The organism is Microbispora sp. CA-102843 (assembly GCF_050936215.1).
Taxonomy (GTDB): Bacteria; Actinomycetota; Actinomycetes; order Streptosporangiales; family Streptosporangiaceae; genus Microbispora.
This window is the reverse complement of sequence record NZ_JBNJNF010000001.1, coordinates 1,427,886-1,450,116: the sequence shown is the minus strand read 5'-3', so window position 1 is coordinate 1,450,116 and position 22,231 is coordinate 1,427,886. Positions and strand designations below refer to the sequence as shown.

The window sequence follows — 22,231 nt, the reverse complement described above, 5'->3', positions numbered from 1 at the left end:
TCACCCGTTCCCCGCCTGGTTACGCAGGTCTTTCAGTCGTTCCAGTACTGACACAACGTCGATTGGGCCCCAGAAGTGCCCTGCTGTCTGTTTACCCAGCAGGCTGGAGAGCGCGATCGCCGCCGTCAGCACCGCGAAGGCGCCGATCCCCCAGGCGAGCCCCTTCGCCGCTCCCTCGCCGGGCACCAGTGACGCCAGTGTCCGCCGGATCTGCCTGCCCGGGCCCACCACCCCGGGCCCCGCGCAGATCGTCCACAACGCCGTCGCGATCCCCCAGCTCAGCGCCGCGAGCCGGAGCCCGGGTGTGGCACCGAGGAGGACGGTGAGCAGCAGCGTCACCGGCAGCCCCAGGATCAGTGCGTACGGCACGAGCGCAATCGTGACGCCGATCGACTTGACGAGCTCCGCCGGACGGCTCAGCACCCGCAGCACGTCGGCCGCCGCGGCGCCCGCAGGACGGCGGGAGCCGAGGTGCGGCTGGGCCAGGTCGGCGGCCCGCAGCAGCACCGCGGCCGGCACGGCCACCAGGCACACCAGCAGCGGCGCCACGACCGCGAGAGACGTCATCACGACGAGCAGCAGCGCGCTCGCCACGCCGTACGCCTTGGAGCGCTGCAGCAGCCCCCCGGGCGGGGGCGGCGCCGGCGGCGGCACCCGCACCGTCGGCATGAACGGCAAGGCGTTCGGCTGATGGATGTGCGGAGTCCGCTCGTAGATCTCGGGCGCGTGCCCGAAGAGCGCGCGGTCGCGCGCCGCCACGTCGCCCTGCTCGTAGGACCCGTGCTCATGGGACCCGCGCTGCGCGGATCCATGCTGAGGGGACCCGGGTTGACCGAACCCGGGGGACGCCGCGCGTGATCCGGTGGGATCGCCGGCGACGGCCTGGCGCACCTCCTCGGAGGTAACCCGCCGGGTGGGGATGTCGCCCTCCGGGCGCAGCATCGGCGTGGGCCAGTCGTCCGGCCGGCCACGCGGCGGCCCGGACGGCCCGCCGAATGCGGGAGCCGGGCCCGACGTGGGCGTGCCCGGGAACGCGGGCGGACCGGACGGGCCGGTCTGCGGGGTGCGGGGCGGAGCCATCCGGGTGGGGACGTCGCCCTCCGCCGGGCTTGCCACCGGGCCGTTCGACGGCCCGGCCGGCCCGAGGCCCGCCCGGCGCAGGTCCTCTCCGGTCACCCGCACGGTCGGAAAGGGGTCGCCGCCCTGGCCCGCCGCGGGCGTCTCCCGCAGCAGTGAGACGAACTCCTCGGCCCGGCCGCCCGGCTGGGACGGCGTGACCGGCGGCGTCGCCACCGGCGCGACCGGCGGGGTGATCGGCGGCATCGGCGACCCGGTCGGCGGCGGGCCCGTGACCGGCTGCCCGGTCACCGGTGAGCCGCCGGTGGGCGGCCCGCCCGGCCGGCCGAAGCCGGGCACCTGCTGCTGACCGCCGGTGTCGTCGACGTTGGGCACCGTCGTGATCTCGTCGGGCACGCGGGGCCTGCCGCCCGGAGACTGGGGCATGAGCCGCGCGAGCTGCCGTACGAGCTCGGCCGCGGTCGGCCGCCTGGCCGGGTCGCGGTTGAACGCGGCGCGCAGCATCGGCTGGATCGGCGCGGGGGCGGCCTCGACGTTGGCCCGGCCGGAGGTGATGTTGAAGAAGATCATCTCCAGCGTGCCCTTGCCGAACGGCGGCTGGCCGGTGGCGGCGTACAGCACGGTGCCGGCCCAGGCGTGCACGTCCACCTGCGGCCCGGCCTCGTGGCCCTCGATGATCTCGGGGGCGAGGTAGCCGGGCGTGCCGATGAACATGCCGGTCTGGGTGAGCCGGGTGGCGTCGACCGCCTGGGCGATGCCGAAGTCGATCAGCACCGGCTGGCCGTCCAGCATCAGCACGTTGCCCGGCTTCAGGTCGCGGTGGATGACCCCGGCGGCGTGCACGGCGGCGAGGGCCTCTGCCACCCCGACGGCGACCTTGAGCACGGCGTCGAGGGGCAGCGGGCCGTCGTTCTTGACGATCTCGTCGAGCGGCCGCCCCGGCACGTAGCGGGTGACGATGTACGGCCTGCGCCCCGTGACGTCGGCGTCGACGACCTCCGCGATGTTCGGTCCGCGCACCCGCCGCATGGTCTCGACCTCACGCGACAGACGTCTGCGCGCGACGTCGTCGCCCGCCACCTCCGAGCGCAGGACCTTGACGGCCACCTGCCTGCCCTGCGGGTCGAGGGCGAGGTGAACCACGCCCATGCCGCCCTCACCGAGCCGCCTCAGCAGCCGGTACGGGCCCAGTCGGTCGTCCTGATTCATTGCCTAAGCACCATACCGACTAAAAGAACGCCCATGAGTGAACCATCGCGCCACATCTCCGCTCAGCACAACGGAGGAAAGGCGCAAACGGTTTCCAGGCAGTCGGTCAAATGGTGAGTGCGAGGACCTCCCCCCGGGTCGCCGCGACCAGCGCCTCGCCGGAAAGCGCCAGCTTGGAGCGGCGGATGCCGCTGCCGATCACCACGAACGGCCGCCGGGTCACGTTTTCGTCAACGAGCACGGGCCAGCCCTCGGGCAGCCCGATCGGCGTGATGCCGCCATACTCCATTCCGGTCAGTTCGACGGCCTCCGCCTGCGGAGCGAAGGACGCCTTCCGGGCGTCCAGATGGCGGCGCACGATCCCGTTGATGTCGGCCCGTCCGGTGGCGAGCACCATGACGGCGGCGTACCGCGTCTCCCCGCCCCGCTTGGCGGCGACGACGACGCAGTTGGCCGAGTCCTCCATCGCCACGCCGTACCGCTCGCAGAACTCGGCGGTGTCGGAAAGCGCGGGATCGATCTCGGCGACCTCCACCTTGAGATCGAGCGAGGCCACGGCCTTGGCGACGGGATCGGCGAGCAGGTCCGGCCGGTCGGACGCGGGAATCCATTCGAGCGGCATTCAGCCCTCCTTGACGGCGCGCTCGTGCAGTTGAGTGACCACCTTACGGGCCGACTCCAGCGCCCCCGCCTGCCAGGCGATGAGGTGCGTGAGCCAGTCGCCCGCGAAGTACACCCGGCCGGCCGGCCGTTGCAGGAGCGCGAAGGCGCCTTCGTAGGAGGGCCAGGCGACCCAGGCGCCCTCGATGTACGGCTGCCGCTGCCAGGCGATCGAGACGCTGGACAGCAGTTCCGACCGGTACTTCTCGCCGTGGATCTTTTTGCCCTGGGTGAGCGCCCGCCGCTGCCGCTCCTCGTGGGTGAGACGGGCGTACGCGTCGGCGTCCTCGTCGAGGTTGTAGTAGCCGACCACCAACCCGCGCGTGCCGTGGAAACCGTACGACGGGTACCAGATATGTGCGATGTCCAGGTCGGTCTCGGTGATGCCGCCGTAGATCCGGTCGTCGGTCTCCCACCAGCGGCGACGGTACTCCAGTCCGATCTTCCCGGCCGACACCGGAGTGGGCGTCCGCAGGGCCGTGACGACCCGGGCGTCCAGGTTGCCGGGGATCCGCGCGAGCACGTGCGGCGGCAGCGCCGCGATGCAGAAGTCCGCCTTGCTGGAGCCGCCTGTGTGCTCGATTTCCACGCCGTCGGGCAGGTTGGTGATCTTCTTGACCTCGACCGAGGTGCGGATGCGGTCGCGGCCCACGGCGTCGGCGAGCTTGGCCGCGATCGCGTCCATGCCGCCCACCGGCTGGAACATCGGCATGGCCATCTCGTAGCCGAACGGAAACGTGATCGAGCGGCCGAGCCCGTAACCGAGGACCTCCGACAGGGGCGGCGGCGAGCCCAGCGGCACGCCCTCGCTCGTGCCCGGGTTCACGGAGAACCCTCTGCGCTCCGACCCGGTGTAGGTGTAGGTCTTGCCGATGTCGCCGAACTCCGACAGGAAATGGAGCAGGCGGTTCTTGTCTCCTGCCGTCAGCCGCCGGTTCAGCGCGCCCGCGTTCGTGGCCTTCGCCAGCAGTTCGCTGATGTAGCCGTACGTGTCGGCACGGGCGGTACGCGCCCGGACCGGCGCCTTCATGCCTTTGTTGTAGACGTACGCGCTGGAGTTGTCGTTGACGAACAACTCGATCGGGACGCCCAACTCCCGGCAGTAATCGAGGGTGACCATCCACTGGGCGATGCGGGCCGGCCCGGCGTTGAGGTAGACGCCCTCCCCGAACCGCGCTTCCTGCGTCGCTCCGGATAACTCGGGCAGCCGGTCACCGCCGCGCAACGTGAGGTTGCGCCCGCCGACTCGGTCGCGGGCCTCCAGGACGGTGCAGTCATAGCCCGCCTTGCCCAGTTCGTACGCGGCGGCCAGACCCGCGATCCCCGCCCCGAGAATCACCACCGACCCGGCGCCCCTCCCGCTGAGGGCGAAGTCGGAGCGGCTCGGCGGCGTGTAGTCCTTCTGCTGGTCATCGGGTGCGAGCCCGAGCGCGCCCATCGCCGCGTACATCGCTCCGGCGCCTCCGGCCGCGCCGACGCCCACCAGGAAGGCGCGCCGCGTCAGCGCCCCCGTACGCTCCCGCGTCACGCGGTCACTGCTAGCCACCCTGCCTGCCTTCGTCGTTGGGGGAACCGGCTTCGGCCGTGATCGGGGTGAACCGGCGTCAGCCGTGTCGGGGGAAGAGCGGCGTCAGCCGTACCGGCCGCTGCCGCAGGCGACCTGGCCGCCGATCATGGAGAAGATCCCGAACAACGCCATGATCTCGTGGTAGTCGTCGGTGGTGAACTCGGTGTGCCGGGGACCGGCGAGCCGCACGCCGGGCACGATCGCGCAGGCCGCGGCGATGGCGGTGGAGTTCCACTCCACGCCCAGCGTGTACGGCGGCTCGACCACATAGGGCCGGAAATCGGACAGTCTGCCCAGGGCGCGGGCCACTCCCTCGCGGATGCGCCGCCACGCGACGGCCGGGGGCAGCAGCTCGGCGGAGAACTTGTCGATGCCCTTCTTCACGGCGACCGTCTCGACGTCGCCGAACAGTTCTTCGGCCTCCTCGCACACCGCCTCGTCGCCCGTGACGAGCGCGACCGGCACGCCCAGCGAGCCCGCGAAGCCGGCCACGATCCGGGTCTCGCCGCAGATCTCGCCGTTCAGGTAGACGTTCTGGATCTCCTTGCCCATCCACGTGTGGTTGAGCACCCCGTGGGACACGCCGGCGCGGGCGTGGTAGCCGGCGAAGCAGGCGGCGTCCAGGTCGGCCGACAGTCCCTGCCCCATGCGGTGCGGCTTGCCCGGACCTCTGATCAGCGTGGCCCGCTCGTCCAGCAGGTCGATCCTCAGGTTCTTGGTGGACCCGTGGGCGTCGTTCACCAGCACGGACGCGGCGCCCGCGTCGAAGGCGCCCTGGATCACCGCGTTGGCGTCCCCCGTCATCAGCTCGCAGCCGCGCTCGTATCCGCGGCCGCCGTGGTGCATCTCCTCGGGGTCGGTCAGTCCGGTGACCCCCTCCATGTCCACCGACAGGTAGATCTTCATCGTTCCCCCCACGTCTCCACCCTGAGCGCCTCGTCCTCGGTCATCAGCCCGATGTTTTCACCGACGAAGGCGTCGACCTGCTTGCGCCACGGTTCGGGGACCTCGTCGACGGCCGGCCGGTAGCAGTGGTCCAGCCAGCGAGTGGACTCCTCGGTCGCCTGGAGGTGCTCCGCCGCCTTGGCGAACGGCGTCTCCGCGATGTTCGGCACACGGGCGCACCCGTACTCGATCATCTCCTGTCCGCCGTACGGCGGCGGCTTCTGCCAGGAACGGGCAGGAGCACTATCGGCGGTCAGGGCAGTGCGCATCGGACGGCCCTCGACGGCGGCCTGGATCAGCTCCTTGTACAGGCACTTGCCGCACAGCCCGCAGGGGCCGTCGCCCGAGCCGCGCAGGCACCAGCGGACGTGCTCACGTAGATCCGACTCCAGGGCGACACGCATCGTCACGGCCTCACTCACGCCGCCGACGGGAAGCACCATCGGCAGCCCGGCCGCGGTGAACAGCCGTCCCCACTTCCCCTCCGGTGCCCACATGGGGTTGTCCGGGGTGTAGCGGAGGACGTAGCGGTCGCCGCCGAGCCAGCGCGACCCGATCTCGTAGCCCAGCGCGACACCCCCGAAGTCGAGGTCGTCGGCGAGGAGCAACGCTCCCACCATGACGGCGTGGTGCTCGGGAAAACCAGGCCGGGGACGGCTCAGCAGGAACTCCAGATCCGACTGGACAATGTGGAGTTCCCGGCCGGTCTGCCGGGCGAGCCGGGCCAGCACGTCCGAGCGGTAGTGCGTCCACCGGTTGGGCACTCGGGGGTGGCTCACCCGCTGGAAGTGCACAAACGGCGCGTCGGGGAACATGTCGGCCACGGCCATCGAGTCCGCGCCCCCGCTGTAGGAGATGGCCAGACGGGTGCCGCTCCTGGCGTCCGCCCCGACCGGCCCGGCGTCCACTCCCCACCCCGTACGCAGCGCCTCGGCGAGCCCGGGGGAGATCGGCCGGTCGAACGTCACCCGCCGTCTGGTCCACGGCGCGACGACGGTCCACGCGGCGACCGCCAGCAGGTCGGGATGCGGGGAGGCACCGGCGTCCCCGGTCCGGACGTGGCAGGAGTTGGTCCGCAGTTCTATGGCCTGGCCGTCGGTGCAGGCCCCCGTGGTTTCGTCCTCCGCGTCGAGCAGGAAGACCAGCCGCCAGACGTCCGCGTCACGTGTCCACTGCACCCGCACGACCGGTTACCTCGCCCGTCCGGGAGCGCCCACCCGTTCCGACAGGTCGTCGATCGCCTGCCAGATGCGCATCTCGTTCTGCAGCAGCGTGTCCACCGCCTCGGCGGTCTCGGTCGCCAGCCGGTGCGCCTCGGCCGCCTTGGGGTCCACCGTCACCCTGGGCTCCGGGGCCGCCTTGACGGGCGTCCCCGTTCCCCGCCGCAGCCGGTCGACCTCGCCGCGCAGCGCCACGACCTCCCGGCGGAGCATCTGGACCTCCCAGAGGGCGTCCTTCAGGTCCTGCCGGTGGTCGGGCTTGGTGACGTACCGAGAGTCGAGCCGTGACAGCAGCGCCCGGCGCAGCCGCGACAGGCCCGGCACTCGCAAGCGCATCATGAGCCGCCACGATAGCGGCATTTTGGATCGTTTCTTGACGCAAAATGCAGAGTTGTTCAGAGCTGGCTGGGAAACGGCCTTCCAGCCATCTCCCCGGACAGGGACGTCGGACGCGACCTCGCCACGCAATACAGTCTGCGGTTGTGCTTTACGGCAGATCGGTGGAAACGGCCGCGATCGACGACCTGATCGATCGGGCCAGGAAAGGCTCCGGGGGCGCGCTGGTGCTGCGCGGCGAGGCCGGTGCCGGCAAGACGGCGCTGCTCGACCAGGCGGCCTCCCGGGGCGGGCCCATGCGAGTGCTGCGGACCACGGGGGTCGAGGCGGAGGCCGATCTGGCGTTCGCCGCCCTGCACCAGTTGCTGCTGCCGGTGACCGGGCTGCTCGACGCGCTGCCGGAACCGCAGGCAGAGGCCGTACGCGGCGCGCTCGGGCTGGCCCCGGCCGGTTCCGGCGATCGGTTCCTGCTGGCGGCCGGGGTGCTGTCGCTGCTGGCCGAGGCCGCCGCGCCGGACGGGCTGATCTGCGTGGTCGACGATTTCCAATGGGTGGACCGGCCGTCGGCCGACGCCCTGCTGTTCGCCGCCAGGCGGCTCGGCACCGAGCCGATCGCGATGCCTCTGGCCGTACGGGGCGACGTGCCGGTGAAGGGCCTGCCCCCGCTGGAGATCTCGGGGCTGGCCGAACCGGCCGCCGCGGAACTGCTCGACGCCGGCTTCACACTCGCGGCGCCGGTCAGGCGCGACCTCGTGACATTGACCGGAGGCAATCCGCTGGCGCTGCGCGAGACGGCCCGGCTGCTCACCCCCGCACAGCGGGCCGGCCGGGAACCGCTGCCCGACCCGCTGCCCGGCGGGAACCGGCTCTTCGGCGACCGGGTGGCCGCGCTGTCCGAAGAGGCGCGGCTGACGGCCCTGCTCGCGGCGGTCGAGAGCGATCTCGACCTGGTGCTGCGGGCCGCCGAGCGGCCGGCCGCGGGCGAAGCGGCGCTGCCCGAGCTCGAGTCCGCCGGGCTCGCGAGCGTGTCCGGGACGCATGTGCGGTTCCGCCATCCGCTGATCCGGTCGGCGGTGTACGAGGCGGCCTCCCCCGCCGCACGCCGCGAGGCGCACGCGGCGCTGGCCGAGGTGTCCGGCGGGGACCGGCGGGCCTGGCATCTGGCCGGGGCCGCGCTCGGCCAGGACGAATCGGTCGCCGCCGCGCTCGCGCGGACCGCGGAACGGGCCCGGGACCGGGGCGGATACGGCGCCGCCGCCACCGCCCTGACCAGGGCCGCCGAGCTCACCCCCGAACCGCTCGTGCGCGCCCGGCGGCTCAAGGACGCCGCCGTGGCCGCATGGCTCGGGGGCCGTCCCGGCCAGGCGGAGTCCCTGCTGGCCGAGGCCCGCGAGCAGGCCGCGGCGGACCCGGCGCTGACCATGGAGATCGCCCAGCTGCGCGGACGGTTCGAGCTGAACTCGGGCGACGCCGCCGAGGCCGTACGGATCCTCGCGTCGGGCGACACCCTGGACATGCTGGCCGACGCATCGGAGGCGGCGTCGTACGTCGGCGACACTGCGGCCATCATCGAGATCGGGCGGCGGGCGGCGGCCTTCCCCGAGGGGTTCCTGCGCGACGTGGTCACCGGCATCGGCGCGACGCTCGCCGACGGCAGCGGGCACGACCTGCTCAGGCGGGCCCTCGGCCGTACGGGTGAGTTGCGCGAGGCGAGCGAGTTCCTGTGGGCGACGGCGGCGGCCAGCTATCTGGGCGAAGGCGACCTGTCGGCCGAGCTGTCCGAGCGGGCCGGGCGGGTGGCCAGGGTTTCCGGGATGACGGGCCAGCTGCCCGTGGTGCTGGAGTTCGTCGCCACCGCGGAACGGCTGGCCGGGCGCCTCGCGGAGAGCCGGGCCGTCTCGGAGGAGGGGCTGGAGCTGGCTCGCGAGGCCGGATACGCCAACACCGTGGCCGCGCATCTGGCCAACCTCGCGGCCGTGGCGGCCCTGCGCGGCGAGGAGGAGCCCTGCGCCCGGTACGCCGGGGAGGCGCTGGCCATCGCCGTCCCGCACCGGGTGGGCCTGCGCGTCGGGGTCGCGGCGTACGCCCTGGCCATGCTCGACCTGTGCCTGGGCCGGTTCGCCGCGGCGCACGACCGGTTCACCGCTATCGTCTCGGCGGGGCCGGGCGCCGGGCATCCGACGGTGGTCTGGCGGACCACGCCGGACCGGATCGAGGCCGCCGTGGGCGGCGGCGACCAGGACGCCGCCAGGAAGGCGCTGGAGGCGTACGAGCGCTGGTCGGCCCACGCGGGGACGGCCGAGTCGCGGGCACTGCTCGCCCGGTGCCGCGGCCTGGTCCTGCCGGACGACCAGGCGGTCGAGGCGCTCCTGGAGGCGTCACGACTGCACGCCAACCCGTTCGAGGCGGCCAGGACGGGGCTGCTGCTGGGCGAGCGGCTGCGCCGTACGCACCGGCCGGGTGAGGCCAGGGCGCACCTGCGCGCGGCGTTTGAGACGTTCCAGCGTGCGGGAGCGGCGCCGTGGGCGCGGCGCGCGTACGGCGAGCTGCGTGCGGCGGGCGAGAGCGTCCGGGTCGGGAACGACATCGGGAAGGACGTCGGCAAGGACATCGGGAAGGGCGCCGAGAAGGACACGGCCCCGGTTCCCGAGGCGATACCCCACGTACGGGGGACGGCGCTGGACGCGCTCACCCCGCAGGAGCTGCGCATCGCCACCCTTGTGGCGGGCGGCGCGACCAGCAAGGAGATCGCCGCCCGGCTGTTCCTCAGCCCGCGCACGGTCGAATACCACCTGTACAAGATCTATCCGAAGCTCGGCATCACCTCACGTACGGAACTGGCTCGGCTAGTAGTTCTGCAGAAGGCCCAGTAGTTCTACGGAAGGCACGGGCGGCCGCGGACGAGATTCTCTAGCCATGCAAAACATCTGGAGTGAAGAGTTCGGGGCCGCGGCCGACGCGCCGATCGTGCTGGTGATGGGTTCGATGTCGCAGGGGATCCTGTGGCCGGACGAGTTCGTGGGCCGGCTCGCCGCCGGCGGCCGGCGCGTGATCCGCTACGACCACCGCGACACCGGGATGTCCGACGTCATCGACTTCTCGAAGGATCCGTACACATGGGCCGACATCAAGGACGACGTGCTGCGGGTGATGGACGCGCACGGGCTGGACAGCGCGCATCTGGTCGGCCATTCGGCGGGCGGGCTGCTCGGGCAGCTGATCGCGGTGGAGCGGCCGGAGCGCGTGCGGACGCTCACCGTCATCGCCTCCTCGCCGCTCGGCGGCGGTGAGGGCGCGGTGCTCATGCGGGCGCTGATGGGCGAGCCGCAGCCCGAGGGCAGCCTGCCGGAGCCCACGCAGGAGTTCGTCGCGTTCTACCGCGAGCTGATCGCCGCGCCGCCGCCGCGCGACCGGCGGGAGCGGATCGAGCGCATGATCGCGGAGGACCGCGTGCTGCACGGCACCGGGCTGCCGTTCGACGAGGACGCCTCGCGCAGGCTGCAGGAACGCCTGTACGACCGGGCGCGGAACCTCGACGCGGCGGCCAACCACCGGCTGGCGGCGGCGGCGAAGCCGGACTTCGAGCCGGTGGACGCCCTGCACCGGGTCAAGGCGCCCACCCTGGTCGTCGAGGGCACGCACGAACCCGCCAAGCCGGGCCACGGCGCCGTCATCGCCGAGTCGATCCCCGGCGCCCGGCTGATGACGGTCAAGGGCATGGGCCACACTCTGCCGCCCGAGGTGCACGCGGAACTGGCCGACGCCGTCCTCGCCCACACGGTCACCGGGTGACCCCGGCCCGTCGGCCGGGTGTCAGCTGCCCGTGAATTTGGGGCGGCGCTTGTCGGCGAAGGCCGTCATGCCCTCCTTGGCGTCCTGTGTGGCGAACAGGCCGGAGAACTGGAGCCGCTCGATCTCCAGGCCGGTGTCGAGGTCGGTCTCGAGGCCGTGGTCGATGGCGAACTTGGCCGCCCGGACCGCGGCGACCGGCCCCTCGGCGAAGGTCGCGGCGAGTTCGAGCGCCGCCGTGTAGACCTCGCCGTCGGGCACCACCCGGTCGACCAAACCGATGGCGAGCGCCTCGGCGGCGTCCACGTGCCGCCCGGTGAAGATCAGGTCCTTGGCCCGGGCGGGCCCGACGAGCCGGGGCAGGCGCTGGGTCCCGCCCGCGCCGGGGATGATCCCGAGGGTGATCTCCGGCTGGCCGAGCTTCGCGCTCTCCCCGGCCACCCGCCAGTCGGCGCACAGCGCGAGCTCGCAGCCGCCGCCCAGCGCGTACCCGGTGATCGCCGCGATCACCGGCTTGCCGATCCGCGCGACGGCGGTGAAGCAGTCCTGCAGAGTGCGCGAGTGCACGGCCATGTCGGCGTAGGACATGACCGCCATCTCCTTGATGTCGGCGCCGGCCGCGAAGACGCGTTCGCCGCCGTAGACGATGACCGCGTGCGTGTTCGGATCGGCGTCCACGAGCCGCGCTGCCTCCGCGATCTCCTCCTGGACCTGCCGGTTCAGCGCGTTCATCTTCGGCCGGTCGAGCCGGATCGTGGCGATGTGCTCGGAGATCTCCACCCTGACGAATTCACCCATGGCCCCCACCATAGAGGTTTGGATCTGCTGCGATTTATTGCAGCACCTGTCAGTGTTCGCCGTGTTCTTCCGCCTGGGCGGGTGCTTGGCCCGCCACTGTCGCAGCGGTTCCACCTTCCACACCAGGGTCCGGCCGAACCGTTCGGGCTGGGTAAAGTCGTCGTGGTCACGCGCGTAGGAGTGCACCATCCGCTCATTCACGCCGAGCACCGCGGCGGCCTGCCGAGTCGTCAGAAACCCCCCACATTCAGCGACGCACCGTTAACATCCGACTACATAGAGTTTGGCGATCGTTGGGAGGGTTGTTGCTGGTCGTCCAGGCGTACCGGTACGCCCTCGATCCCACTCCTGCCCAGGCCCGTGCCCTGGCGTCGCACTGCGGCGCGGCGCGGGTCACGTTCAATTGGGGTCTGGCTCTGGTCAAGGCCAACCTCGCGCAGCGGGAGGCGGAAAGGTCGTACGGCATTGCCGATGAGCAGCTGACTCCGCCGCTGTCGTGGTCGATGTACTCACTGCGCAAGGCGTGGAACACGACCAAAGACGATGTGGCGCCGTGGTGGGCGGACAACTCCAAGGAGGCCAACGCCTGCGGCCTGGAGCGCCTGGCCGCCGCGTTGAAGAACTGGAGTGATTTCAGGAAGGGCGATCGTAAGGGACCGAAGGTGGGGTTCCCAGTCTTCCGGTCCAAGCGCACGGCGGCTTTGTCGGTGCGATTCACCACTGGGACGATCCGACTGGAGGGCCGCACCTATCTGGTGCTGCCCCGCCTGGGCAGGATCATGACGCATGAGTCCACCCGCAAGCTGGCCCGGCGGATCGAGGCCGGGACCGCGCGGATCTCCTCGGCCACCGTGCGGTACGAGGCGGGCGGGTGCTTCGCGGACGCTGCGCCGCCTGTCGCGGGCGGTGTCGCGCAGGCGCGGGCCGGACAGGCGCACGGGGCTGCGTCCGTCGAACCGGTGGCGGCGCGCCGACGCCGCCCGCAACCGCGTCCACCACCGGGTGGCCGCCCTGCGCCGAGACGCGATTCACAAGCTCACCACGAGCCTGGCACGCGAGTACGGCACGATCGTGGTGGAAGCCCTCAATGATCGACCGGGACCCGCAACGCCGCGCTCAATCTGGCTTGCCTTGTCAAGCACGTCGCCGGGAGTGGCCCGGAGACGGTAAACGGACGTGGAGCCGACCGTAAGACCGGGTGCAGCCCGGCAGGTGGCTGTGAAGCGTCTACCCCGCACCGGGCCCCCGTCCGGGTAAGACGGGGACCTTCGCCTGGCAACGAGCGAGTCACTGAGAACACTGATACTCAGTGAACGGAGATCAGCGACCGAGCGGGAGGGGCCGCCGGGGAGCGGCCGCCGTCGCGGCCGTCACCTCGTGATAGACCTGCTCGTATCCCTCGACCATCGCGGGCACGTCGAAGTGCCGGACCACGCGGTCGCGCACCGCGTGCGGGTCCAGCGCGGAGACCGCCTCGATCGCGGCCGGAAGCTCGTCGGGCGTGTCGCGGACGAAGCCGGTCACCCCGTCCACCACGACCTCGGGCACGGCGCCCCGCCGCAGCGCCACCACCGGCGTGCCGCAGGCCATCGCCTCGATCATGACCATGCCGAAGGGCTCGTCCCAGAGCAGCGGGAGCACCAGGCACCGGGCCCGGGAGAACAGCTCGTTCTTGAGCGGGCCGTCCGCCTCTCCCAGGTATTCGACGTCGGGCCCGAGCAGTGGCTCCACCCGCTCGCGGAAGTAGGTCTGCTCCGCCCGCTCGGCTCGCCTGCCGACCAGCAGGATGCGGCGCCCCGCCGCCCGCGCCGCCTCGATCGCGAGGTGCGCGCCCTTGTCCGGGCTGAGCCGCCCCAGCCACAGCACCCAGTCGTCCTTGCGCTCCCGGAACGGCCACGCCGCGACGTCGACCGCGTTGTGCACCCGCCCCACCCAGTTCAGGTCGGGCGCGTGCGCGCGCTGGGCCGAGGAGACGGCCACCAGGGACACGTCCGCGCCGAGGCTCCGGTAGTAGTTCCCGAGCTCCCCGCTCACGTCGTTGTGGCAGGTGACGACCGTCGGCACGAGCCGCCCTGCGGCGGTGAGCGGCCCGGCCAGCGAGTGGTCGTGGACGATGTCCACGTCCAGGCCCCGCAGGAGACGGGCCGCCTCGGCCGCGTGCACCACCTCGGGGAACGGCTCGCCGATCCGTGCCGAGGGCGGCTCGTCGTAGGTACGCAGATCCACGCCGTCACCCGCCCCGACGACGGTGACCCGGTGCCCGCGCTCCCGCAGGCCGCGGACCAGGGCGGCGGCCACCGCCTCGATACCGCCGTACGTGCGGGGCGGGACGTCATACCACGGCGGGGCGACCATCCCGATGTGCAGGGCCCGTGCCATGGTGCTGGTCTTACCCCTCTCACCTGCGACTCACCTGCGACGGAAGCGGGTGAGAGGGGTGACCCGCGTCAGCGCAGGGTGCCGTTGGTCATGCCGACCGGCTCCTCGGGGACGGCGATGAGGCCGAGCTCCGCCACGGACGCCATCAGCGGGTGGAACGGGACCACGCGCACGCTGTAGCCGAACGCGCCGGTGCGGTCCAGCGGCACGACGCCGGTGTAGTGCGCCCGGCCGTCGTCGCCCACCGAGTCGACCTTCAGCGTGACGTAGCCGGGTGAGAGCAGCTCGTCGTGCGCGCCCACCCGGCCGTAGGCGGCCTGGACCTGGACGTCCTCGGGCGACAGCTCGCCGAGGGCGATCGTGGCCCGCAGCTCCAGCCGGGCCCCCAGCTCGGGGGTGTCCCCCAGGCCGGTCGCCTCGACGTGCTCGACCCGTACGCCCGGCCACGCCTTGGCCACGCGCAGCTTCCAGGCCGCGAACAGCCGGGCGTCGCCGTAGCCGTTGGCCGCGAGCGCGCCGGCGGAGGCCGCCGCCGGGGTGTACAGGTCGGTGACGTAGTCATGCAGCATGCGCCCGGCGAGCACCTTCGGCCCGAGCGAGCTCAGCGTGTGCTTGACCATCTCCAGCCAGCGCCGCGGCAGGCCGTCGGCGGCCCGGTCGTAGAAGCGGTCGGCGACCTCACGCTCGATGAGGTCGTACAGCGCCGTGGCCTCCAGCTCGTCTCGGCGGTCGGGGTCGTCCACGCCGTCGGCGCTGGGGATCGCCCAGCCGTTGTTGCCGTCGTACCACTCGTCCCACCATCCGTCGCGGATGGACAGGTTGAGGCCGCCGTTGAGCGCCGCCTTCATGCCGGACGTGCCGCACGCCTCAAGCGGGCGCAGCGGGTTGTTCATCCACACGTCGGAGCCCGTCACCATGAGCTGCCCGAGCGCCATGTCGTAGTCGGGCAGGAAGATGATGCGGTGCCGCACGTCCTCCGAGTCGGCGAAGCGGACGATCTGCTGGATGAGCTTCTTGCCGCCCTCGTCGGCCGGGTGCGCCTTGCCGGCGATGACGATCTGCACCGGCTTGTCCGGGTCGAGCAGCAGCCTGCGGAGCCGGCCGGGCTGGCTGAGCATCAGGGTCAGCCGCTTGTACGAGGGCACCCGCCGGGCGAAGCCGATCGTCAGCACGTCCGGGTCGAGCGCCTCGTCAACCCAGCCCAGCTCGGCCTCGCTGGCGCCGCGCTGCCGCCACGACTTGCGCAGCCGCCGGCGCGCCTCCTCGACCAGGCGGGCGCGCAGCTTGGCGCGGATGCCCCAGATGTCGGCCTCGGAGAGCTTGTGCACGCCCTCCCAGCCCTGCGCCTTGTCGATCAGCGAGGGCAGCTCCTTGCCGGCGAGCTCCATCATCTCCCGGCCGACCCACGTCGGGGCGTGGACGCCGTTGGTGATCGAGCCGATCGGCACCTCGTCCACGTCGAAGCCCGGCCACAGGCCCTGGAACATCTCCCGGCTGACGTGGCCGTGCAGCTCGGAGACGCCGTTGACCCGCTGGGCCAGCCGCATGCCCATGACGGCCATGTTGAAGACCGACTTGTCGGCCTCGGGGCCGTCCGGCTCGGCGCCGAGTTCCAGGATGCGGTCCACCGACACCGTCGGCCACGCGTTGGACCCGCCGAACTGCCGGGCGATCATCTCGGCCGGGAACCGGTCGATGCCCGCGGGGACCGGCGTGTGGGTGGTGAACACGGTCCCGGCGCGTACGGCCTCCAGGGCCTCCTCGAACGACAGCCGGGCCTCGGTGAGCTCGCGGATGCGCTCCAGGCCGAGGAAGCCGGCGTGGCCCTCGTTGGTGTGGAACACCTCGGGCTCGGGGTGGCCGGTGATCCGGCAGTAGGCCCGGATGGCCCGCACGCCGCCGATGCCGAGCAGCAGTTCCTGCATCAGCCGGTGGTCGCCGCCCCCGCCGTACAGGCGGTCGGTCACGTCCCTGGCGACCGTGTCGTTCTCGGCGACGTCGGAGTCGAGCAGGAGCAGCGGCACCCGGCCGACCTGGGCCACCCAGATCTGGGCGTGCAGGACGCGCCCCTCCGGCAGGCTGATCTTGATGCGGGCGGGCGCGCCGCCCTCCTCCTTGAGCAGGGTGAGCGGCAGGCCGCCGGGGTCGAGGGAGGGGTAGTGCTCAAGCTGCCAGCCCTCGGCGGACAGCGACTGGGTGAAGTAGCCGTGCCGGTAGAGCAGGCCGACGCCGAGGATCGGCACACCGAGGTCGCTGGCGGCCTTCAGGTGGTCGCCGGCGAGGATGCCGAGGCCGCCGGAGTACTGCGGCAGGGCGGCGGAGATGCCGTACTCGGGCGAGAAGTAGCCGATCGCCTTCGGCGCGCCCTCCAGCGACTGGTACCACCGGGGGGCGGTCATGTACTCGCGCAGGTCGTCGGCGGCGTCTGCCAGGCGGCGCAGGAAGCGCCGGTCCTGGGCGAGCTCGCGCAGCCTGTCGGCCTCGACCGCGCCGAGCAGCGCGACGGGGTCGTGATCGACGCGCTCCCAGACCTCGGGATCCACTTCGGCGAACAGGTCCATGGTCTCGGGGTGCCACGACCAACGGAGGTTTTGGACCAACTCGCCCAGAGGTGCGAGCTGCGAGGGAAGAACGGTTCGGACAGTGAACCTGCGGATAGCTCTCACGGGGCCAGACCCTAGTTACTCAGCGCCACGACGCGCGACCGAATCAAACTTGTCGTACTGCGATGCCACTTCTCGAACGCTCTCACCACCATCAAACCGGTTCAAACTCCACCAAAGTACCCTTGACCTGGCGATGGCCATGCCGGACAGCGTGACCGGCACGCAATGATCGATCTCCCGGGGACGCCGTCCCAAACACGACGAGCGGTCTTTCGTTCGGCAGGGGTAAGAGTGGACTATTAGGGCAACCCCCTGTATGGACGAGGAAGGACCGCCGCCAACGGATCCTGTTTCTCGTGCTGCCCGCCTGACCACAGACGTTCCTGCCCCGCAAGCCCCGGCGGCACCCGGTGTGCCGCCCCCGAGTACGAAGTGACGATGATCGGACGCATTCCCATCCAGGACATCCAGCCCGTCGTCGACTGCGGCCAGTGGCCCGCCAAGGCCGCCGCGGGAGAGACCTTCGAGATCAGCGCGACGGTGTTCCGGGAGGGACACGACGCGGTCGCCGCCGGCGTGGTGTTGATCGACCCGAGCGGCACGCCGGGCCGGATGCTGCCCATGCGCGAGGTCGCGCCCGGCACCGACCGGTGGAGCGTGGAGGTGACGCTGCCCAACGAGGGCCTGTGGCAGTTCCGGGTGGAGGCCTGGAGTGATCCGATCGCCACGTGGATACACGACGCGGGCATCAAGATCCCCCGCAACCTGGACGCCGACCTCATGTGCGAGGAGGGCGCCCGGCTGTTCGAACGGGCGGCCAAGGGCGTGCGGGCGGCGGACTGCACGGCGGCGGAGGCGGGCGGCACCTGCGGGCACCGGGCCGCGCTGCTGGCCCTCGCGGCCCGCCTGCGCGACGAGGCGGTCGACCCCAGGGCGCGCTTCGCGGTGACCCAGCTGCCCGAGACGGCCGCGCTGATCGCCGCGCACCCGCTGCGCGATCTGCTCACCCGGTCGGGCCGCAACCGCGTGCGAGTGGACCGGCGGCGGGCGCTGTACGGCTCGTGGTACGAGTTCTTCCCCCGCTCCGAGGGGGCCATGGTGGGGCAGGAGGGCGTCGCGTCCAAGTCGGGGACGTTCAGGACGGCGGCCAAGCGGCTCCCGGCGATCGCCCAGATGGGCTTCGACGTGGTCTACCTGCCGCCGATCCACCCGATCGGGACGCAGTTCCGCAAGGGCCGCAACAACACCCTGACCCCCGACCAGTACGACCCCGGGTCGCCCTGGGCCATCGGCTCACAGGAGGGTGGGCACGATGCGATCCATCCCGATCTGGGCACGATCGAGGACTTCGACGAGTTCGTCGCCAAGGCACGCGAGCTGGGCATGGAGGTCGCCCTCGACCTCGCGCTCCAGTGCTCCCCCGACCACCCATGGGTGAAGGAGCACCCCGAGTGGTTCAACATCCGGGCCGACGGCTCGATCGCGTACGCCGAGAATCCGCCGAAGAAATACCAGGACATCTACCCCCTGAACTTCGACAAGGACCCCGAGGGGATCTACGCGGAGATCAAGCGGGTGGTCCGGCACTGGATGGACCACGGCGTGCGGATCTTCCGGGTGGACAACCCGCACACCAAGCCGGTCCGGTTCTGGGAGCGGCTGCTTTCCGACATCAACACGACCGACCCCGACGTGCTGTTCCTCGCCGAGGCGTTCACCCGCCCGGCCATGCTGCAGGCCCTCGCGAAGATCGGGTTCCACCAGTCGTACACCTACTTCACCTGGCGCACCTCCAAGCCCGAGGTGGAGGAGTACCTGCGGGAGCTGTCCCACGAGACCTCGCACTTCCTGCGGCCGAACCTGTTCGTCAACACGCCCGACATCCTGCACGAGTACCTTCAGCACGGAGGCGTGCCGGCCTTCAAGATCCGGGCGGTCCTGGCGGCGCTGATGGCACCCACCTGGGGGGTCTACTCTGGGTACGAACTGGCCGAGAACGTCCCAGTCCGTCCGGGCAGCGAGGAGTACCTCGACAGCGAGAAGTACCAGTACAGGCCCCGTGACTGGGCGGAGGCGGAACGTGAGGGCCGCAGCCTTGCCCCGTTCATTACCCAGCTCAATTTGTTGAGAAGAGCACACCCGGCGCTCCAGGAATTGCGTAACCTACGGTTTCACAACGTCGACCAGCCGGACGTGATCTGCTTCTCAAAGCGGCTGCCCGGCGCCTATGACACGGCCTCACGACGGCACGGACTAGGCGATGTCGTGCTGGCCGTCGTCAATCTGGATCCACAAAACACACACGAGGCGACGGTCTGGCTCGACATGCCCACCCTCGGTCTCGACTGGCATGCCGAGTTCGTCGTGGACGACCAACTGTCGGGCGAGTCGTACCGCTGGGGGCAGGCGAACTACGTGCGCCTCGACCCGCACGTCCATCCCGCACACATTCTCACGCTCCGCCACGGGTCAGCGCACCGCCCGTGAGCGCAGCTCGGCACATCCGGGGAGTCAAAAGGTGAGCTCGACGACACCTCAGCCCAGTCACACGCAGCCCAGTCACACACAGCCCGTCCCGAACACCTTCACCGAGGAGGAACCACGGGATCGGCGCTGGTACAAGCGGGCTGTCTTCTACGAGGTGCTTATCCGGGGCTTCGCCGACTCGAACGGCGACGGCACCGGCGACATCCGCGGCCTCATCGAGAAGCTGGACTATCTCCAGTGGCTCGGCATCGACTGCCTCTGGCTGCTCCCGCTGTACGAGTCCCCCCTCAAGGACGGCGGGTACGACATCTCGGACTACATGAAGATCCTTCCTGACTTCGGTGACCTGGGGGACTTCATCAAGCTGGTCGACGAGGCGCACAAACGGGGCATCCGCGTCATCGCCGACCTGGTCATGAACCACACCAGCGACCAGCACCCGTGGTTCCAGGCGTCCCGGCACGACCCCGAGGGCCCGTACGGCGACTTCTACGTCTGGAGCGACACCGACGAGAGCTACAAGGACGCCCGGATCATCTTCATCGACACCGAGGCGTCCAACTGGACCTACGACCCGGTCCGCGGGCAGTACTACTGGCACCGGTTCTTCCACCACCAGCCGGACCTCAACTTCGAGAACCCCGCGGTGCAGGACGCGATGCTGGAGGTCATCCGCTTCTGGCTCGACCTCGGCATCGACGGGTTCCGGCTCGACGCGATCCCCTACCTGTTCGAGCAGGAGGACACCAACTGCGAGAACCTGCCGGCGACTCACGCGTACCTGAAGCAGGTGCGGGCCGAGGTGGACCGCCTCTACCCCGACCGGGTGCTGCTGGCCGAGGCCAACCAGTGGCCGGCCGACGTGGTGGAGTACTTCGGCGACCCGGTCACCGGGGGCGACGAGTGCCACATGGCCTTCCACTTCCCGCTGATGCCGCGCATCTTCATGGCGGTGCGGCGGGAGTCGCGCTACCCGATCTCGGAGATCATGGCCCAGACGCCGAAGATCCCCGAGAACTGCCAGTGGGGCATCTTCCTGCGCAACCACGACGAGTTGACGCTCGAGATGGTCACCGACGAAGAGCGCGACTACATGTACTCCGAGTACGCCAAGGACCCCCGGATGCGGGCCAACGTCGGCATCCGCCGCCGGCTGGCGACGCTGCTGGACAATGACCGCAACCAGATCGAGCTGTTCACCGCGCTGCTGCTCAGCCTGCCCGGCTCGCCCGTGATGTACTACGGCGACGAGATCGGCATGGGCGACAACATCTGGCTCGGCGACCGGGACGGCGTCCGCACGCCGATGCAGTGGACGCCCGACCGCAACGCGGGCTTCTCGAGCTGCGACCCCGGCCGGCTCTACCTGCCGGTGATCATGGACCCGATCTACGGGTACCAGGCGATCAACGTCGAGGCGCAGCAGAAGAGCGCGAGCTCGCTGCTCCACTTCACCAAGCGGATGATCGAGATCCGCAAGCGTCACCCGGTGTTCGGCCTCGGCGAGTTCACCGAGCTGAACTCGTCCAACCCGAGCGTGCTCGCGTTCGTGCGCGAGCTGGGCGACGACCGGGTCCTGTGCGTCAACAACCTGTCGCGCTTCCCCCAGCCGGTCGAGCTCGACCTGCGCAGGTTCGAGGGATCCACGCCGGTCGAGTGCATGGGCGGAGTTCCTTTTCCGCCGATCGGTGAGCTTCCGTATCTTTTGACGCTCCCTGGGCATGGGTTCTACTGGTTCACACTGCCCGTCACGCAGAGGACGGCCGGCACGAAGGAGGAGTGACGACTTCACTTCAGGGACTCCTGGCCGGCTGGATCACCGGACAACGGTGGTTCGCCGGCAAGGGGCGCGCCATCGACGACCTGTCCATCGACTCCGAGATCGAGATCGCCGCCGGCGACCCGGCGCTGCTCCATCTGATCGTGTGCGTGCGGCAGGGGGAGCGCCGCACGCGCTACCAGATCCCGGTCGGGCTGCGCGAGCACCTGCCCGACCGGCTCGGGCACGTGCTGATCGGCACGTGCCGCCGCGACGGCCGCGAGGTGAACGTCTACGACGCGCTGCACGACTCCGCCCTGACGCGGCACCTGCTGGAGGGGATGGCCGCCGACCGCCGGTTCGACGGCCTCGGCTTCCACCCCGCGCACGGGGCGGAGATCGACACCTCGCAACGCAGCCTCGTGCTGACCGCCGAGCAGTCGAACACCTCGCTGGTGTACGGCGACAAGTACATATTCAAGCTGTTCCGCCAGCTCAACCCGGGGGTGAACCCCGAGCTGGAGATCATCACGGCGCTCGCGGACGCGGGCTCGGCTCATGTGGCCAGGCCGTACGGCTGGATCGAGACCGAGCTGAACGGTGCTGACCGTCCCGGCAAGGAGCCGACGACCTTGGCGATCATGCAGGAGTACCTGCAGAACGCCAACGAGGGCTGGTCGATGGCGCTGACCAGCGTGCGCGACCTCTACGCGTGCGCTGAGGACATGCCGGCGGAGGACGCCGGCGGCGACTTCGCCGCCGAGGCGCAGCGGCTCGGACTGGCCACCGCCCAGGTGCACCGCGAGCTCGCGCAGGCCTTCCCCACGGGGACGATCGAGCCGCCCGAGATCAAGCGGATGACCGAGCGGTTCCGCCGCCGGCTGGACAAGGCGGTCACCGAGGTGCCGCACCTCGGCGAGCACGCCGCCGTGGCCGCCGACGCGTTCGACCGGCTGTCCGACCTCGGCCACGAGATCCCGGTGCAGCGGGTGCACGGCGACTACCACCTCGGCCAGGTCATGCGCACCATGACCGACTGGGTGGTGCTCGACTTCGAGGGCGAGCCGGGCCAGCCGCTGGCCGAGCGGCGGGCGCTCGACTCGCCGCTGCGTGACGTCGCCGGCATGCTGCGCTCGTTCGAATACGCCGCACGGCATCTGCTGGCCGGGCATCCGAACGCCGACGGGCTGGAGAGCCGGGCCAGGGAGTGGTCGGAGCGCAACCGCGCCGCGTTCCTGGCCGGCTACTCGGAGGGCGGCGGGCGCATCCGCGGCGACGACGCGGTGCTGCTGCGCGCCCTGGAGCTGAGCAAGGCGGTGTACGAGGTCGTCTACGAGGCGCGCAACCGCCCCTCGTGGCTGCCCATCCCACTCGCGGCGTTCCGCTGAGAAGATCAGGG

General features: G+C 71.1%; 15 protein-coding genes and 1 pseudogene. 7 read left to right on the top strand and 9 right to left on the bottom strand.

Going from position 1 to position 22,231, the window contains the following annotated elements:
* From ACQEVJ_RS06725 to ACQEVJ_RS06700, 6 genes are all read right to left on the bottom strand, one after another.
* On the bottom strand, positions 1 to 2,286 hold the full coding sequence (locus tag ACQEVJ_RS06725; RefSeq protein ID WP_433098248.1) for a protein kinase domain-containing protein: 2,286 nt from the start codon (positions 2,284 to 2,286) through the stop codon (positions 1 to 3).
* 106 nt (positions 2,287 to 2,392) lie between these two features.
* Positions 2,393 to 2,908 carry a YbaK/EbsC family protein gene (locus ACQEVJ_RS06720; protein ID WP_433098246.1) on the bottom strand — a complete coding sequence of 172 codons (516 nt, stop codon included), beginning with the start codon at positions 2,906 to 2,908 and terminating at the stop codon, positions 2,393 to 2,395.
* Positions 2,909 to 4,492 carry a flavin monoamine oxidase family protein gene (locus ACQEVJ_RS06715; protein ID WP_433098244.1) on the bottom strand — a complete coding sequence of 528 codons (1,584 nt, stop codon included), beginning with the start codon at positions 4,490 to 4,492 and terminating at the stop codon, positions 2,909 to 2,911.
* An 84-nt stretch (positions 4,493 to 4,576) separates the two neighbouring features.
* Positions 4,577 to 5,431, bottom strand: coding sequence for a M55 family metallopeptidase (locus ACQEVJ_RS06710; RefSeq protein ID WP_433098242.1), 855 nt, complete (start codon positions 5,429 to 5,431; stop codon positions 4,577 to 4,579).
* Positions 5,416 to 6,636 carry a DUF6395 domain-containing protein gene (locus ACQEVJ_RS06705; RefSeq protein ID WP_433098240.1) on the bottom strand — a complete coding sequence of 407 codons (1,221 nt, stop codon included), beginning with the start codon at positions 6,634 to 6,636 and terminating at the stop codon, positions 5,416 to 5,418. The genes ACQEVJ_RS06710 and ACQEVJ_RS06705 overlap by 16 nt, the downstream gene beginning before the upstream one ends.
* Positions 6,637 to 6,648: 12 nt before the next feature.
* Positions 6,649 to 7,017: a hypothetical protein gene (locus ACQEVJ_RS06700; protein WP_433098238.1), complete on the bottom strand. Its 369-nt coding sequence runs from the start codon at positions 7,015 to 7,017 to the stop codon at positions 6,649 to 6,651.
* A gap of 161 nt (positions 7,018 to 7,178) precedes the next feature.
* Between ACQEVJ_RS06700 and ACQEVJ_RS06695 the strand changes: the two genes are divergently transcribed.
* Both ACQEVJ_RS06695 and ACQEVJ_RS06690 read left to right on the top strand, forming a co-directional pair.
* A complete protein-coding gene (locus ACQEVJ_RS06695; RefSeq protein WP_433098236.1) occupies positions 7,179 to 9,887 on the top strand; it encodes a LuxR C-terminal-related transcriptional regulator in 2,709 nt (902 codons plus the stop codon).
* 43 nt (positions 9,888 to 9,930) lie between these two features.
* Positions 9,931 to 10,806 carry an alpha/beta fold hydrolase gene (locus ACQEVJ_RS06690; protein ID WP_433098234.1) on the top strand — a complete coding sequence of 292 codons (876 nt, stop codon included), beginning with the start codon at positions 9,931 to 9,933 and terminating at the stop codon, positions 10,804 to 10,806.
* 21 nt (positions 10,807 to 10,827) lie between these two features.
* Here the strand turns inward: ACQEVJ_RS06690 and ACQEVJ_RS06685 are convergent, their stop codons facing one another.
* A complete protein-coding gene (locus ACQEVJ_RS06685; protein WP_433098232.1) occupies positions 10,828 to 11,601 on the bottom strand; it encodes an enoyl-CoA hydratase/isomerase family protein in 774 nt (257 codons plus the stop codon).
* A 293-nt stretch (positions 11,602 to 11,894) separates the two neighbouring features.
* Here ACQEVJ_RS06685 and ACQEVJ_RS06680 point away from each other — a divergent pair.
* Both ACQEVJ_RS06680 and ACQEVJ_RS06675 read left to right on the top strand, forming a co-directional pair.
* A pseudogene (locus ACQEVJ_RS06680) lies at positions 11,895 to 12,032 on the top strand (helix-turn-helix domain-containing protein); the annotation flags it as partial.
* A 355-nt stretch (positions 12,033 to 12,387) separates the two neighbouring features.
* The gene (locus ACQEVJ_RS06675) at positions 12,388 to 12,771 is read left to right on the top strand and encodes a transposase (RefSeq protein WP_433112599.1); all 384 of its coding nucleotides are present in this window, start codon (positions 12,388 to 12,390) and stop codon (positions 12,769 to 12,771) included.
* 150 nt (positions 12,772 to 12,921) lie between these two features.
* Here the strand turns inward: ACQEVJ_RS06675 and ACQEVJ_RS06670 are convergent, their stop codons facing one another.
* Both ACQEVJ_RS06670 and glgP read right to left on the bottom strand, forming a co-directional pair.
* Positions 12,922 to 13,980, bottom strand: a complete 1,059-nt coding sequence (locus ACQEVJ_RS06670) for a glycosyltransferase family 4 protein (RefSeq protein ID WP_433098230.1) — start codon at positions 13,978 to 13,980, stop codon at positions 12,922 to 12,924.
* Between the two features lie 68 nt (positions 13,981 to 14,048).
* A complete protein-coding gene (glgP, locus tag ACQEVJ_RS06665; protein ID WP_433098228.1) occupies positions 14,049 to 16,646 on the bottom strand; it encodes an alpha-glucan family phosphorylase in 2,598 nt (865 codons plus the stop codon).
* Between the two features lie 378 nt (positions 16,647 to 17,024).
* Between glgP and ACQEVJ_RS06660 the strand changes: the two genes are divergently transcribed.
* From ACQEVJ_RS06660 to ACQEVJ_RS06650, 3 genes are read left to right on the top strand one after another with little or no spacing between them, the layout of a single operon-like run.
* Positions 17,025 to 19,073 (top strand): alpha-1,4-glucan--maltose-1-phosphate maltosyltransferase, encoded by a 2,049-nt coding sequence (locus ACQEVJ_RS06660; protein WP_433098226.1) that lies wholly within the window; start codon positions 17,025 to 17,027, stop codon positions 19,071 to 19,073.
* Between the two features lie 31 nt (positions 19,074 to 19,104).
* On the top strand, positions 19,105 to 20,856 hold the full coding sequence (gene treS, locus ACQEVJ_RS06655; RefSeq protein WP_433098224.1) for a maltose alpha-D-glucosyltransferase: 1,752 nt from the start codon (positions 19,105 to 19,107) through the stop codon (positions 20,854 to 20,856).
* Positions 20,853 to 22,220 carry a maltokinase N-terminal cap-like domain-containing protein gene (locus ACQEVJ_RS06650; RefSeq protein ID WP_433098222.1) on the top strand — a complete coding sequence of 456 codons (1,368 nt, stop codon included), beginning with the start codon at positions 20,853 to 20,855 and terminating at the stop codon, positions 22,218 to 22,220. The genes treS and ACQEVJ_RS06650 overlap by 4 nt, the downstream gene beginning before the upstream one ends.
* The last annotated feature ends 11 nt before the right edge of the window (positions 22,221 to 22,231 follow it).